This window comes from Ruficoccus amylovorans (assembly GCF_014230085.1).
GTDB lineage: Bacteria > Verrucomicrobiota > Verrucomicrobiia > Opitutales > Cerasicoccaceae > Ruficoccus > Ruficoccus amylovorans.
Map to the genome: position 1 here is coordinate 104209 of NZ_JACHVB010000034.1, position 14815 is coordinate 119023.

The following is a 14815-nucleotide window of genomic DNA, read 5'->3' on the forward strand; positions in this document are numbered from 1 at the left end:
GGGGGCGCAGTTCTGAGATCACACACGTCCTACTTATGAATCTGCTACTAAAGTCCTGGCTTTGCCGGGTGGGGGTCGTCGGATCGCTTGCCTCGCTTTCGTTCATGCTGGCCGGTTGCGGCGAGAAGCCCCAGCAGGATCAGAAATCCCACGCGCGCACCGTCACCGCGGCGACTGTCGAGGCCAAGGATGTGCCGCTGTACTACGACACGCTGGGCAAGATCACCTCTCTGGAGAGCGTCAACATCGTCTCTCAGGTCAATGGGCAGATCATGGAGATCCACTTTGAGCAGGGGAGCACTGTGGAGGAGGGTGACCTGCTTTACACTATCTACCAGCCCCCCTACGAGGCGGCTGTGACCCAGGCCAAGGGGCGCTTGCAGCAGTCGATCGCGGCGCTGGAGATCGCCCGGCTCGAAGTCGAGCGCAACCGCCCGCTGGTCCCGCAGAAACTCGTGGCCGAGCAGAGCTTCGAGCAGATGGAGGCCAACGTGATCCAACTCGAAGGCCAGGTGGAGGAAAATACCGGCGCGCTCGAAGCGGCCCAGGTCAACCTCAACTACTGCACGATCACGGCTCCGGTTTCGGGGATGATCGGGATTTATCAGGTCAACCAGGGCAACGTCGTTTACGCCTCGGCCAACCAGCAGTTGACCACGATCCAGCAGATGGATCCGATTTACGTGGACTTCATCGTGCCGACCACGGTTTTCCCTCAGGTGCAGAAGTACTACGATGAGGCCGAAGGAAACCTGAAAATCCTCGTCAGCTACCTGGACGGGGAGGACGACTCCGACAACAAGCTTTCCCGTGAGGCGGACCTGACCATCCTTGGTAACCTGGTGGCGGCCAACACCGGCACCGTGAACCTCCGGGCCACGATGAAGAACGCCGATTACGCCTTCTGGCCGAACCAGCCCATCGCCGTCCGCATCATCCTGAAAACGCTCAAGGACGCCCTGGTGGTGCCGGAGGGGGCGGTCGCCTACGGTCAGCAGGGGACGTACGCCTTTGTCATCAAATCGGACAACACCGTTGAGCAGCGTACGATCAGCGTCGGGCAGCTTCAGGAGAACGGCACTATGGTCGTGAAGTCCGGCCTGAGCGCCGGCGAGCGCGTGGTGGTCGAGGGCCAGGTCTTCCTCATGCCCGGCAACGAGGTCATCGTCACCAGCGACAATCCCAAGGAAAACCGCCTGCCCAAAGCCACGACCGACAAGGTCATCGGCATTCTCAAAAAGTACAACAAGGGCTCGCCGGAACTGTTTAAGCAGATCGAGGAAACCGGGCAACTCCCGCCCGATCTGGTCGAAAATTTGAAAAAGCACGGTGCTCTCTCCGAGAAGGAGGCGGCCTTTATCGAACAGCTCGAAGGCTACGGTGACGACGGCAAGGGGCCGACTGGCCAATCCTCCGGCTCCTCCGCAACACCCAAGAAAGCCGCTGAATAACCCAGGGTTCGAGACCGTACGTCATGGCATCTATTTCCGAACCCTTCGTCAAACGCCCGGTTATGACGCTGCTGTGCGCGCTTTCGGCGCTGCTCTTCGGCGTCTGGAGCTACACGCAGCTCCCGGTCAGCGACCTTCCGGATGTTGACTACCCGGTTATTCAGGTGCAGGCCAGCTATCCGGGGGCCAGCCCCCAGATCATGGCGGCCAACGTCGCCTCCCCGCTGGAGCAGCAGTTCCTCCAGATTCAGGGGTTGGAGATCGTCACCTCGTCCAACACACAGGGCAACACCAGCCTCGTGCTCCAGTTCGCGCTGGACAAGAGCATCGACGCGGCGGCCACGGACGTGCAGTCCGCCATCAACCGCGCCCAGGGCAACCTCCCGCAGGACCTTCCCAGCCCGCCGACCTACCAGAAGACCAACCCGAACGAGCAGCCGATTTTCTACATCGGGATGGCCTCGACCACCATGACCCAGGGCGATCTCTACGACCTGGCCTTCATGCAGGTCTCGCAGCGCATTCAGATCCTGCCGGGTGTTTCCCAGGTCAACGTGTATGGATCGCCGCGGGCGGTTCGGATCGAGCTTGACCCGAAAAAGCTCTACCAGCGCGGGCTGACCTTCGATCAGATCACCTCGGCCATCCAGCAGGGCACGAACACCCTCGGCGCGGGCCAGCTCAAGGGCAACGAGCTGATGTTCACCATTCAGCCGAATGCCCAGCTTGACAAGGCCGAGCAGTACAACGACCTCATTGTCGCGGTCAAGGACGGTCGCCCGATCTACCTGCGCGACATCGGTGATGCCGTGGACGGTATCCAGTATGAGGACTTGAACATCGACTACTGGCAGGAAGGCGTGCCCGACGGCGCGGCTGTCGTCGTGCTGGCGGTACAGAAGGCAGACGGGGCCAATGCGGTCGAAGTCTCGAAGGAAGTGCGGGAACTGTACCCGGTCCTGCGTGAGATGATCCCCGACTCGGTTATCATTGAAGACATTTACGACCGCTCGAAGACGATTCAGGCCTCGGTGGATGACGTGCAGGAGACGCTCATCATCGCCTTCGTACTGGTCTGTCTGGTCATCTTTCTCTTTCTCGGACGCGCCCGCGATACGCTCATCCCCGTCGTCGCGCTGCCCATGTCCCTGCTGTTGACGTTCGTCGTCATGTACCTGCTGGGGTACACGCTGGACAACCTTTCGCTCATGGCGCTGACGCTCTCCATCGGCTTCCTCGTGGACGACGCGGTGGTGTTTTTGGAAAACATGGTCCGGCGCATGCAGGACTACGGGGAGTCGCCCATGCGGGCCACCCTCAATGGCGCGAAAGAGATCAGCTTCACCATTTTGTCGATGACGTTCTCGCTGGCGGCGGTGTTTATCCCGCTGGTGTTCATGTCCGGGCTGATGGGGCGGATTTTCCGCGAGTTCGGGGTCACCATCGTGGTCGCCGTGCTCATGTCCGGTCTGGTCTCTCTGACGCTGACGCCGCTGATGTGCGCGCGTATGCTCAAGCAGCATGATAAAAACAGCCAGACGAAGATGGAGCGTGTGGCCTACCATCTGGAAGCCTGGCTGCTCAAGCACTACGGCTCGTCGCTGGACTTTTTCCTCAAGCACCGCTGGGTGTCGGCGCTGGTCTGGTTCGCCTGCATGGGCGGGGTGGTCTGGTTCCTCATGCTGGTGCCGAAGACCTTTATCCCGGTCGGTGACAGCGGTTTCATCCAGGGGGTGTTCATCGCCAAGTCCGGAGCCTCTCCCAAGCTGATGCAGCAGTACCAGCAGAAGGTAAAGGAGGTCATCCGTAGCAACCCCTACGTGCGCAACTTCGTGACCGTGACCGGGGTGGGTCAGTTTATTCAGAGCAACTACGGGATCATGTTCATCTCGCTCATCGACACGGACAAGCGTCCGCCGATTGAGGACGTGAGCGAAATGCTCAACGGGGGCATGGCCTCGATCCCGGGAATCATCCCGGCGGTGCGTCCGCAGCCCTCGCTGGAAATCAGCACCGGCGCGACCAACACCAACCTCGGGGCCTACGCCTACACACTTTCCGGCCTGGACACGGACGCCATTTACAAGGCTGCCCAGCAGCTCCAGGGGGCCATGTACCAGAGCGGGCTTTTTGCCAGCGTCCAGAGCGACCTGTACCTGAACAACCCGCAGGTGGAAATGGCCATCCGACGCGACTTGTCCTCGGTTTACGGGGTGACGCCGACCAACTTCGCCACGGTGATGAAGGACGCCTACTCGCTCAATTACAGCTACCTGATCAAGAGTCCCTTCCTCCAGTACCAGGTGATCGTTGAGGCGGCCCCGCAGTTCCGCGCCAATCCGAACCAGCTCAGCGAGCTGTATATGACCAGCGCCCTGAACCAGAGCCAGCTCTACGTCGGCTCCTCGGAGGACTTCGTCATCGACAACAGCCTCGTGCCGCTCGACCTCGTCGCCAGCTACAGCGAGAACGTCGGCCCGCTCGCCGTTAACCACTTCAACAACTTCAGCTCGGTCACGCTTTACTACGACTTGAGGCCGGGCGTGCCCATCGGCGACGCCACGGACTTCATCAGCAAGACGGCGAGCCAGGTTGTCCCCGATGACGTGATGACGCAGTTTCAGGGGCAGGCGCTGCTCTTCCGCGAGACTGTTATCAGCATGGGTATCATGGCCATCGTGGCGGTCTTCGTCATGTACGTCATCCTCGGTATCCTTTACGAGAGCTACATCCACCCGATCACCGTGCTGACCTCTCTGCCGGTGGCCATCGTCGGCGGTCTGGGCACGCTCCTGCTGCTCGACCAGACTCTCTCCATGTACGCCGGGATCGGGATGTTCATGCTCATGGGGATCGTGAAAAAGAACGGCATCATGATGATCGACTTCGCCATCATGCGCCAGGGCGAGGGGCTCGACCGCCGCGCCGCCGTCCACGAAGCGTGTATGGAGCGTTTCCGCCCGATCATCATGACGACCGCCGCCGCGCTTCTGGGCGCGGTCCCGATTGCCCTGGGCTGGGGCGCGGACGCCGCCGCCCGCAAGCCGCTGGGTTCGTCCATCGTTGGCGGGCTGATCGTCTCGCAGTTGATTACGCTCTACATCACCCCGGCGCTTTACCTTTACTTCGACGCCTTCCAGGAGAAGGTGACTGACCGCATCCCGCTCTTCCACCGTGGCGAGCGTATCAACACCTCCGTCCCGCCCGAGCCGGATACCGAGGGACACGAAGCCGCGGGCACCCCTGACCATAAGGGGGAAGCATGAGCCGGAATGAACGGAACCCTTCCTCCCCCCAGCCTGTGATGACCATGAATCGCGCGCCTTTCCAACGCTCCGCCCTGACCGTCGGCCTGCTGGCCTTCGGGGCCGGGCTCCTGCTCACCTCCTGCGTCAACGTGGACGAGGAAGTCTCGCGCCGCCCGAGCGAACTGTGGAAGCCGCCCGCCGAGTCCCTGCCCGGCCAGAACGTCGTCGTCCCCGGTCCGCGCCCGTCCGCCGCGTCCAACCAGATCGGGGTCAAGCCGCTCGACCTGCCGACTTTGCTCGACATTTCGCTGGAGAACAACCCGGAGACCCGCGCCTCCTGGTACCAGGCCAAGGCTTCCGCCGCGGCCTACGGCCAGAGCCAGAGCGACTACTACCCGACGGTCAGCGTCAGTGGCAGTGTCGGCCGCGAGTATGCGAAGAACTACCTCGTACAGGGCACGCAAAACGCGACCACCTACGGGCCGTCGCTGACCATGAACTGGCTGCTCTTCAACTTCGGGCAGCGCTCGGCCACGGCCGACTCCGCCCGCGAATCGCTCTACGCGGCGAACTTTGCCTTTAATCAGACCTACCAGGACATCGTCCAGCAGGTTGTCACCGCCTACTACGACCTGCACGCGGCCAACTCTTCGCTGGCCGCCACGGAGGCCTCGCTCGAAAACGCCAAGGCCACCTACCAGGCCGCCAAGACCAAACTCGAAACCGGCCTTGGAAATAAGCAGGACATGCTCCGGGCCCTCGCCGATGTCAAAACGGTCGAGGCGCAGATGGAAGTCGATTACGCCAACATCGAAAGATCCCGCGCCCAACTGGCCGCCGCCCTCGGGATCAAGGTCGGCGAGTACCTCCAGATCGAGCCCCCGGCGGCTCCGCCGAGCTTTGCCGAGGTGGACGAAGGGGTCAGTGGGCTGGTCGCACTCGCGCTCCAGCAGCGTCCGGATATTCTCCAGTCCTACGCCGAGACCCGTTCGGCCGAGTACGATCTCGCCGCCGCCCAGGCCGCTCTCTGGCCGGAACTCAGCCTCCAGGCGCAGGGCTCCTATACGCATTCGATCAACCGCACGAACAACCCGATGGAGTACGCTCAGGCCGCGCTCGTGCTGGAGTGGGATATTTTCCAGGGCTTTAACAAGAAGTACAACATCGAGAAGGCTCGCTCGACCCTGCGCTCGCAGGAGCAGGCTATGCTCAACCAGAAGATCCAGGTCGTCTCGAACGTGTGGACCTACTACTTCGCCTTCCGCTCGGCCATCAAACAGGTCGATGCCAGCAAGGAAGCCGTCACCGCGCAGCAGCAGGCTTACGACGCGATTTCCATCGGCTACAACACCGGGATCAACAGCCTGCTCGACCTGCTCACCGCTCAGCAGGATCTCGACACTTCGCGCCAGGCGCTGGTCGATGCCGAGTCCCGGCTGGCCAACTCCGTCGCCAACCTCGCCAACGCCATCGGCTCACTCCCGCAGCCCGCGCAGCGGATCGAGGAGCGCTACGCCAGCGAGGAAATGTCCAAGGAGCAAAAGGAGGCGCTCGCCGTTGACGGCTTGTTCCGCGACAGCGATCCCGACCCCGAACCGCTCACTCCGCAGTGGATGGAGAAGGACGAAGACGCCAAGGACGGGTCAGGCGCGTCCCAGCCGCAGGCCGACAATGCCCAGGGTGATAAGGGAACTCAGCGGCATGATGACGGCGGCCAGCAGGGGATTCATCAGCCCAGCCAGGCAGACGACCACAGCCAGCAGATTATAGAGGACCGCGAAGCCGAAAACGTTGCGGATGGCCAGTTGCCGCCGTCGGCCGATCTCGAATAGCCGGACCAGCCCGCGCAGGCTGCGCCCGATGAGGTAAAAGTCCGCCTTCTGCTCCAGCAGGCCCTTGTCCACCACGGGTGTGCCGCGGCACGTGGCCGCGTCAAAGGCCAGCGAATCGTTGGCTCCGTCCCCGAGCATGAGCGAGCTGTCTGGCGCGTGCTGCACGATCCAGTCCGCCTTTTGCTGCGGAGTCAGCCCGCCCAGTCCGTCGGCCTCGGGGAGCCCCAGCTTGGCCATCAGAGCCGCCACCTTGGCCGGGCGGTCGCCGCTGAGCACGTGTAGTTGAAAACCATGACGGCCCAGCGCATCAATTTCCTCCTGCGCGTCGGGCCGAACCTCCTCCTCAAAGGCAAAGGCGGCGACGGGCTCGCCGTCCCGGCGCAGTTCGCAGTCGAAGGCGTTGTCGGCGGCGGGCGGGGCCGACTTGTCTGCCCGCACGGGCTGGCCGTCCCAGCCAGGCCGACCGAGTGACCAGCGCGTTTCGGCGTCCATCCAGACCATGCCGTAGCCGACATGCTCGATCACATCGTTCACCGTGCCGGGGGCGGCGGTCACGCCGAGATTTTCCCGCAGGGCGCGGCTGACCGGGTGCAGGCTGCGCTCGATCAGCCGTCCGAGGGCTACGCGGGCGTTCGGGGCGAGCGCGGTCAGCGCCTCGGGGTTGCGCAGGCGCGGTGACTCCAGGGTGAGGGTGCCGGTTTTGTCGAAAAGGATGTGGCGGACCTTCAGCAACCGGGCCCAGAGGCTCTCCTCGCGGACGAAGACCCCGACCCGCCGCAGCCGCGACACGGCCAGTTCCCCGGCCAGAGGATAGGCCACGCCGAGGGCGCAGGGGCAGGACACGACCAGCACCGAGATGAAGACCTGGAGTGCCGCCATCATGCCCGCTCCGGCGGCGACCCAGGCGGCTCCGCCGGTGACGGCGAGGATCAGCACGACGATGAGATAGACCTTGAGGATACGCTCAAGGGCGCGGTTGCGCCCCGAGGACTGAGTGATCTCTAGCAGGCGGCGCAGGAGCGAGTCCTGCCAGGTTTCCTCGGCCAGTAGTGAAATTTCGGATACGCCCGTGTAGAGCGCCCCGGCGGGGACGAGCTGGCCGGGTTTGAGCGTGCGCGGCTCGGACTCGCCGTTGATCCACTCCAGAGAGAAGGTAGCCTCGGCCTCTTCCAGCCGGGCGCAGACGGGGACGAGCCCGCCGGGGGCGGCATAAAAACGCTGACCGTGGCGGAGTTTTTCCAGCCGTTCGGGGGCGCGTTCGCCGTTGCCGGTGTCCACGTTGACGGCCTCGGGGCGGTGGTCGGCGCTGAGGAGGCGGTTGCGGTTTTTTTCCAGGGCGTACTCCTGCGTCCAGCGCCCGAGCAGCATGAGGAAAATGAAAATCGCCACGAAATCGAAGTAAAGCAGGTTGGCCGCTCCACCGAGCCACCCGGCGAGCGAGCCGAGGTAGGCCACGGTGACGCCGAGCGCGATGGGCAGGTCGATGTGGAGCACGCCCCGGCGCAGCGCCCCGACGGCCCGCCCGATGAAGTAGCTCCCCCCGGTGGCCATGCACAGGGTGGCGAAAAGCACGGTTAGCAGCTCCAGCCAGCGGGCGAGCGGGAAGTCCTCCTCCATGCCCAGGTAGCGCGGGAGGGTGAACATCATGGCGTTGAGCGCGAAAGCCCCGCAGAGGCCGAGCCGGGACGTCAGCCGGTGGCTTTCGTGGCCGCGCCGGGCGGTGGCCGGGCCGGCCAGGTAGCCGAACTGCTGAAGCTCGCGGACAAAGCCCACGGCGTCGAATTCCCCGGTCTTCCAGCTCAGGAGCATCTGCCCGCGCTGGGGGTTGACATCGATTTCGCGGGCACCGTGTTGGCGGTCGAACAGCTTGTCGATCAGCCACACGCAGCCGATGCAGGAGATGCCCTGAAGGTCGAGCACGAGACTCGGTTTTTCCGGCTGGGTGGCTTCAGCCTCGGCGATGAGCGAAGGCAGCCACTCGTAATCGCGGGGTTGGAAGGGGACGCCCTTGACCGGGTCGGACGTGCCGCGTCGGAGTTCATAATACTGCTCCAGCCCTTGCCCTTCGATCAGCCCGTGCACAAACTCGCAGCCCTTGCAGCAGTAGTGTTCGTCCTCGCGGTGAGGGCGGAACGGTGTGCCGCAGTGGGCGCATTCGCGGGTCGGAGAGACTGAGGGCGTATCGGTCACGGGTGAAAGCGGTTTTCAGGTCGATTCGTCACAAAAAGGCCGAATAATTAAATCGTTAATTGTTATTTCCTGCGTTCAGCATCCAACAATTAGCCATTTAACCATTTAAATATTGTGGCTACAGTATTTTTTGAACCGCTGCTAGTGGCAGATGAGGCCGTTAACGCCGTCGGCGCTGGCGAGCATCCGCCAACTGATGAGCACGGCGGCAGCCAGGGCGATCCCGCACTGGGTCCAGCGCAGGCCGTTGGCGGGGATTTTTCTCCCGAGCCAGAAGTAACCGCTCTGCCCGGCCCACAGCAGGGGGACGGTCCCCAGCGCGAAGCCAAAGCCCAGTTGCGCGCCCATGAGGGCGGAGCCGCTGAACAGGCACAGGGTCAAGATCAGGTAAAGTGGGCCGCAGGGGATGAACGGCGTGAACAGCCCCAGCCCGATCCCAACGAGCGGGCGCGGGAGCTTGCGCAGGCGAGTAGTCAACCGGGCATAGGTGCGGTGCCAGATTTTCGGCTTGGGGATGTAGCGGTCGAGCCGGAAGGCGAGGGTCAGCAGCAGGGCGACCATGACCCACGGAAATACTCTGGCCGCCTGTGCGGAGAAGACCTGCAGCGCCTCCGAGCCGATCAGCCCCGCCACCGCGCCGAAGAGTGAATACGCCAGCACGCGGGCACCGTGATAACCGGCGATGGCCGGGGTTAAGCCGCCTCCGGCCTTGCCCATCGGCAGGACGGCGCAGCCAATCGGCCCGCACATGCCCAGGCAGTGCGGACTTGTCAGCAGCCCGGCGACAAAGGCCGTGGCCATTCCGTCTATGACGTAGATATCCACGGTTGCTAAAGCGAACACCATCCACGCAAATCCCGCCCGGCGCAACCTTTACCGGTAAGTCACTCCCCGGCTTCGGCCTCGACGGTGGCGGCGTTTTGCTGGGGGGCGTTATCCAACTGCTCCAGGTCAACGGCGGCCGGGCCGTTTTTGACGGCAATCATGATGATGGTGGTCCAAGCGGCGATGAGAAGAATGAAGGCCAGCACGACCCAGAACCACAGTGTCTTGAAAAAACAGCGGCGGCTGGGGGAATCAACTGAAGCGGAGGCAGGTGTGCTCATGGCGGCAAGGGGAGAATGAACCGTGTCGCAGGGGGCTTATTCGGTGGCCGGGTCGGGGGCGATCAGGCGCGGGTCCGGGCCGAGGAAGTGGACTTCCTTGGTCAGCTCAAAGTTGCCGGGCTCGCCGTGGAAGTGCAGGGTGACGGTGGTTTCGCCCTTGTAGGCGGTGCGCTCCTGCATGAGCACGAGCGGGCGCTGGAGTTCCTCCATGGGAGCGAGTTCGAGGGCCTGGTCAAATCCGGCGAAGCTCATGCCGGGCGCGTCGCTCTCGATGGTGAGCGTGTAGCTCATGGGGGAGTTGCGCTTGTTGATCAGACGGATGAGGAACTGGTTACGCACGTCGTTCTGGTCCACGACGTAGGGCGAGCCGACCATGCGCACGAGGCTCACGCTGCCGGGCTTGAGGTGGCTGGCCGCAAAGGTCATCACGCCCGCCCCGAGCGCGAGCAGCGCCAGGTAGGCGAAGAGCCGGGGGCGGATGATTTTGTGGCGCTTGCCAGCGAAGCCATTGAGCGAGTCGTAGCGGATGAGCCCGGGCTCGCGTCCGAGTTTGTCCATCACCGTGTTGCAGGCGTCAATGCAGTTGGCGCAGCCGATACACTCGATCTGGAGCCCCTGGCGGATGTCGATCCCGGTCGGGCAGACCTGCACGCAGCGGTTGCACCCGATGCAGTCGCCCACGCCTTCGCGCTTGGGCGGGCCGCGGGGTTCGCCGCGCTTGTCGTCGTAGCCGATGACGAGGGTGTCGTCGTCGATGAGCGCGGACTGGAGCCGCCCGTAAGGGCAGATAAAAATGCACAACTGCTCGCGGAACCAGGTGAAGTTCAAAAAGAGCAGGATGGTCGAAACAATGATGAACAGAAAGCTGTCCCAGTGCTCCAGCGGCCCGTCGAGGATGTAGCCCCACAGTTGCGGGACGGAGACGAAATAGGCCAGGAAGATGTTCGTAATCAGCAGCGAGACGACGGCGAACAGTACGTATTTGACGCCGCGCCGGATGAGTTTGCCGGGGTCGGCCCAGGAGCGCTTGTCGAGCTTGCGTTGCTTGATGGCGTCGCCTTCGAGCAGCCGTTCGATGCGCCGGTACACGTGCTCCATGAAGACCGTTTGCGGGCAGGCCCAGCCGCACCACAGTCGTCCAAAAAGGGATGTGACCAAAAACAGCGTGAAGCCCAGCCCGGTGATAAAGAAGAAGGCCATCCACATGTCCTGAGCGGCCAGGGTGTAGCCGAAGAGGTGGAAGCGCCGGTTGGCGATGTCGAAGAAGACCGCCGGGTAGCCGTTGATGGGGACCCACGGCATCAGGATGTAAAACAGGATGAGCGCGACCCCGCTCAGCCGCCGCCAGAGGGTGAACTTACCCGAAACGTCCGCCGGGCGCAGGAAGTTACGCGAGCCATCGGAGTTGATGCTCGTGACGGATTCTCGGACTGGGGATGCTTTGGCCACGGAGTTAGTCTAAGATGAAGGACCATCCAACGGACAGGTCGTTTTAATATTAACCGCAAAGGCGCAAAGCGACAAAGGGTGAAAGTGGGTTGTCGCTACTTTTGGAGCCCGGCAAAATTGAGTTGAGTGACAGCCTCAGGCTGGTGTCAGCCTTCGCGGGTAAAGCTTTGTGCCTTTGTGTCTTCGTCGTTAGTCGGTTTTGACGACGGCTTCGCTCTCCATTTTTTCGCGGTCGCCGTGCTTGGAGAGGATGAAGGCCACGACTTCGGCGATTTTCTGCTGGCCCAGGAGGTTGCCCCAGTTGGGCATGCCCTTTTCGAGCACGCCGTCGTAAACGGTGGCGTAGATGTTGGCCGGAAGGTGGCCGTGCTTCCACTGGTTGTCCACAAGGTTTTCTCCGATGTCGCCGCTGAGGTCGGACTTGTGGCAGGCGGCGCAGTTGGCCATGAAGGTGGCTTCGCCCGAGGCGACGATGTCTGAATTGGCGGCCATTTTCCAGAACAGGTCGTTGTCGGTCACGTCGATGGAGTTGGCCAGCTTGATGCGCTCGATACGGTTCATCTGGGCCTCGACGCGTTCGCCGTCGGTGGCGGAAATGCTGCTCTGGAAGTGGTAGAACCAGTAGCCGACGGAAAACACGATGGCGGCGTAGAGCGTGAACAGCCACCAGTTGGGCAGCTTCTGGTCGTACTCCTGAATGCCGTCATAGACGTGTTCGCGCAGGGTGATCTCAGTCTTCTTTGCCATGATCGGGGGAAGTGTTTTCGTTTTCCAGGGGGAGATTGGCCAGGTGGTCGCGCTTCTTTTTCTTCATCAGGATGGCCCGGATGACGATGGCGATGAAGACGCCAAAGGTCAGGATGAACCCGATGATCGGCACGATCGTGGTCCAGGACTCATAGGTGATGCGGTGAAACATAAGCGGGGCCGTGGTTCCGTGTGGCGGTTATGCGTTCCGGGGTGGGCGGTTGTCCGTTAATGAAGCGGTGTCGGGTGAAGTTTTAGCTATCGGAGTCCTCGCCTTCGATCTCGGCCACGACGTCCACGGCCTCGACGTTGCGCTCGACCGGCTCCTGCCCCTTCATGCGGTAGGCGCCGAGCTTTTGCACGTAGGCGATGAGGGCGATGATCTTTTTGTCGGCCAGGGCGGGGGCGAGCTTGGCCGTGCGCTCGGCGATCTGCTCGTCGGTCCAGTCCGGGTTAAGGTCTTTCAAATCCTTGGCGATGATGCTGGAGGCGATTTCGTTACCCTGCACGGAAACCTGCTCGTAGATTTCGGTTTCGCCGTAGTCGAGCGGGTAGGGGACGCCGAGCTTGCGCATGGCGTTGATTTTCATCGGCAGTTCGGACTTGCTGTACTCCTGCGTGGCCAGCCACGGGTACTTGGGCATGTTGGAGCCGGGTGAGGGGTCGCGCGGGTTGAGGAAGTGCCGGTAGTGCCAGGTGTTATCGCGCAGGCCGATGCGCATGTACTGGTGCCCCTTGGAGATCGGGCCGCCCTCGCGGGCGAGGTCCGGGCCGGTGCGCTTCGAGCCCCACTGGAAGGGGTAATCGTAAATGGACTCGCCCAGGCGCGAGTAGCCGTGGTCGCGCCCGTAGCGCATGACGTCGGGCACCAGCGTGCGGATCATCTGTGAGTGGCAGTTGTAGCAGCCTTCGGCGACATAGATGTCGCGTCCCGCCAGCTCCAGCGGTGTGTACTCGATCTGGATGCGGCCTTCGAGGTTCTGGGCGCGTTCGACCACCAGCGTCGGGATGATCTGCACGGCACCGCCGATGGCGGCGGCGATAATCGTCAGGATGGTAAAGCCGAAGGTGTGCTCCAGCAGCTTGTCGTACCATTCGCTCCACTTGGCCCCGCTGACCTCGAAGTGAATGATCGCCATCAGTGTGAAGAATGTCGTGGCAAACAGCCCCACGAGCAGGAATAAGCCTTCACCGAATATCCAGCACAGCGCGCTGATGATGATCGCGCAGGTGTAGAGGACCGGGGCGTTGACGAAGCTGGAGTAGCGGCCCTTGGCGGTGCCGTGGGAGTCGTCGTGGACTTCGATCGTGCCGTTGACGGCGAGGCCGCGGCGGACGGTCATGAGGATATTGACCGCGAGCATGCCAAAGCCCGAAAGGTAGAGGAATCCGCCGATGGCGCGCAGGATGTAGGCGTTCTGCACGATACCGGAGTCGAGGACTTCGACGAAGTTCGGGTAGGCCAGCAGGGTGCCGCCTTCCGTCGTGGCGTTGTACATCAGACCCGAGCCGATGCCACCGACCCACATGGCCGCGACGTAGAGCAGGATGCCCACGAGTCCGACCCAGAAGTGCATGTTGGCCAGGGCCGGGGACCACAGGCCCGCGCAGCTCGTGCCCACGTACTTGGGGTCACTCTCAATGCCGTGGCGGTTTTTCCACAGCCGTGGGGCCAGCCAGTAAAACATACCCGCCGCCATGAAGCCGTTCCAGCCGAGGGTGCCGGCGTGGACGTGGCCGATGGTCCAGTCCGTGTAGTGGCTGAGGGAGTTGACGGCCTTGACCGCCATGAGCGGGCCTTCAAAGGTCGCCATCCCGTAGAAGGTTACCCCGGCGGCGAGGAACTTGATCACCGGGTCGGTGCGGAGACGATCCCAGGCTCCGCGCAGGGTGAGCAGACCGTTGAGCATGCCGCCCCAGCTCGGGGCCCAGAGCATGACGCTGAAGAGCATACCCAGCCCTTGCAGCCAGCCGGGCAGGGCAGTGTTGAGCAGGTGGTGCGGACCGGCCCAGATGTAGATGAAGACCAGCGACCAGAAGTGGACGACCGAAAGGCGGTAGGAGTAGATGGGGCGGTTGGCGGCCTTCGGGATGAAGTAGTACATGATCCCGAGGATCGGCGTGGTCAGGAAGAAGGCCACGGCGTTGTGCCCGTACCACCACTGCACGAGCGCGTCCTGCACCCCGCCGTAGATCGAGTAGCTGTGCAGCCAGCTCGTGGGCATGGCCAGGTTATTGACCACGTAGAGCATCGTGACGGTCACGATGGTGGCGATGTAGAACCAGATGGCCACGTACAGGCTGCGCTCGCGGCGGACGCCCAGCGTCCAGAAAAAGTTGGCCGCGAAGACGAGCCAGATCCCGGCCACGGCGATGTCGATGGGCCAGATCAGCTCGGCGTACTCCTTGCCCTGGGTGAAGCCCAGCGGCAGCGTAATGGCGGCGGCCACGATAATGAGCTGCCAGCCCCAGAAGTGCAGGTTGGACAGGAAGTCCGAGGCCAGGCGGCAACGGCACAGCCGCTGCGTGGAGTAGTAGATGCCCGCGAACATCATGTTGCCCACGAAGGCGAAGATGGCCGCGTTCGTGTGCAGCGGGCGCAGGCGTCCGAAGGTCAGGAACGAGGTGTCGAAATTCAGTTGCCAGAAACTGAGCTGGAGCGCGATCACGACCCCGGCGCCCATGCCGACGATCCCCCAGACGATGGAGGCGAGCATGAAGTAACGGACGATCCGGTCGTTGTATTCTACGGTAACGGTCTTCTCGGACATGGTATCTTGGAGGAGAAACGG

At 62.8% G+C, this 14815-nt stretch carries 9 protein-coding genes and 1 pseudogene; 3 read left to right on the top strand and 7 right to left on the bottom strand.

Features of this window, described 5'->3' with window-relative positions; all coding sequences use genetic code 11:
• Positions 1-35 precede the first annotated feature (35 nt).
• The 3 genes from H5P28_RS10985 to H5P28_RS10995 are packed head-to-tail and all read left to right on the top strand — an operon-like array spanning position 36 to position 6531.
• The gene (locus H5P28_RS10985) at positions 36-1451 is read left to right on the top strand and encodes an efflux RND transporter periplasmic adaptor subunit (RefSeq protein ID WP_185675751.1); all 1416 of its coding nucleotides are present in this window, start codon (positions 36-38) and stop codon (positions 1449-1451) included.
• A 23-nt stretch (positions 1452-1474) separates the two neighbouring features.
• A complete protein-coding gene (locus H5P28_RS10990) occupies positions 1475-4717 on the top strand; it encodes an efflux RND transporter permease subunit (RefSeq protein WP_185675752.1) in 3243 nt (1080 codons plus the stop codon).
• Positions 4718-4761: 44 nt separating this feature from the next.
• Positions 4762-6531 carry a TolC family protein gene (locus H5P28_RS10995; RefSeq protein ID WP_185675753.1) on the top strand — a complete coding sequence of 590 codons (1770 nt, stop codon included), beginning with the start codon at positions 4762-4764 and terminating at the stop codon, positions 6529-6531.
• Between the two features lie 105 nt (positions 6532-6636).
• On the opposite strand, the pseudogene H5P28_RS19760 reads toward H5P28_RS10995, so the two are convergent.
• The 7 genes and pseudogenes from H5P28_RS19760 to ccoN all read right to left on the bottom strand — a co-directional run.
• A pseudogene (locus H5P28_RS19760) lies at positions 6637-8721 on the bottom strand (heavy metal translocating P-type ATPase metal-binding domain-containing protein); the annotation flags it as partial.
• A gap of 141 nt (positions 8722-8862) precedes the next feature.
• The gene (locus tag H5P28_RS11010) at positions 8863-9546 is read right to left on the bottom strand and encodes an urease accessory protein UreH domain-containing protein (protein ID WP_185675754.1); all 684 of its coding nucleotides are present in this window, start codon (positions 9544-9546) and stop codon (positions 8863-8865) included.
• Between the two features lie 59 nt (positions 9547-9605).
• Positions 9606-9827 (bottom strand): hypothetical protein, encoded by a 222-nt coding sequence (locus tag H5P28_RS11015; protein ID WP_185675755.1) that lies wholly within the window; start codon positions 9825-9827, stop codon positions 9606-9608.
• Positions 9828-9863: 36 nt separating this feature from the next.
• A complete protein-coding gene (gene ccoG, locus H5P28_RS11020; RefSeq protein WP_185675756.1) occupies positions 9864-11276 on the bottom strand; it encodes a cytochrome c oxidase accessory protein CcoG in 1413 nt (470 codons plus the stop codon).
• 189 nt (positions 11277-11465) lie between these two features.
• The gene (locus H5P28_RS11025; RefSeq protein WP_185675757.1) at positions 11466-12023 is read right to left on the bottom strand and encodes a cbb3-type cytochrome c oxidase N-terminal domain-containing protein; all 558 of its coding nucleotides are present in this window, start codon (positions 12021-12023) and stop codon (positions 11466-11468) included.
• Positions 12007-12195 (bottom strand): cbb3-type cytochrome c oxidase subunit 3, encoded by a 189-nt coding sequence (locus H5P28_RS11030; protein WP_185675758.1) that lies wholly within the window; start codon positions 12193-12195, stop codon positions 12007-12009. Before H5P28_RS11030 ends, H5P28_RS11025 begins: the two co-directional genes overlap by 17 nt.
• 82 nt (positions 12196-12277) lie before the next feature.
• Positions 12278-14794: a cytochrome-c oxidase, cbb3-type subunit I gene (ccoN, locus tag H5P28_RS11035; RefSeq protein ID WP_185675759.1), complete on the bottom strand. Its 2517-nt coding sequence runs from the start codon at positions 14792-14794 to the stop codon at positions 12278-12280.
• Positions 14795-14815: the final 21 nt, after the last annotated feature.

What these genes read in the sequence shown, in the direction of transcription:
- H5P28_RS10985 (WP_185675751.1), top strand. Translation starts at nt 36, where the DNA reads ATGAATCTGCTACTAAAGTCCTGGCTTTGCCGGGTGGGGGTCGTCGGA.
- H5P28_RS10990 (WP_185675752.1), top strand. Translation starts at nt 1,475, where the DNA reads ATGGCATCTATTTCCGAACCCTTCGTCAAACGCCCGGTTATGACGCTG.
- H5P28_RS10995 (WP_185675753.1), top strand. Translation starts at nt 4,762, where the DNA reads ATGAATCGCGCGCCTTTCCAACGCTCCGCCCTGACCGTCGGCCTGCTG.
- H5P28_RS11015 (WP_185675755.1), bottom strand. Translation starts at nt 9,827, where the DNA reads ATGAGCACACCTGCCTCCGCTTCAGTTGATTCCCCCAGCCGCCGCTGT.
- H5P28_RS11025 (WP_185675757.1), bottom strand. Translation starts at nt 12,023, where the DNA reads ATGGCAAAGAAGACTGAGATCACCCTGCGCGAACACGTCTATGACGGC.
- H5P28_RS11030 (WP_185675758.1), bottom strand. Translation starts at nt 12,195, where the DNA reads ATGTTTCACCGCATCACCTATGAGTCCTGGACCACGATCGTGCCGATC.
- ccoN (WP_185675759.1), bottom strand. Translation starts at nt 14,794, where the DNA reads ATGTCCGAGAAGACCGTTACCGTAGAATACAACGACCGGATCGTCCGT.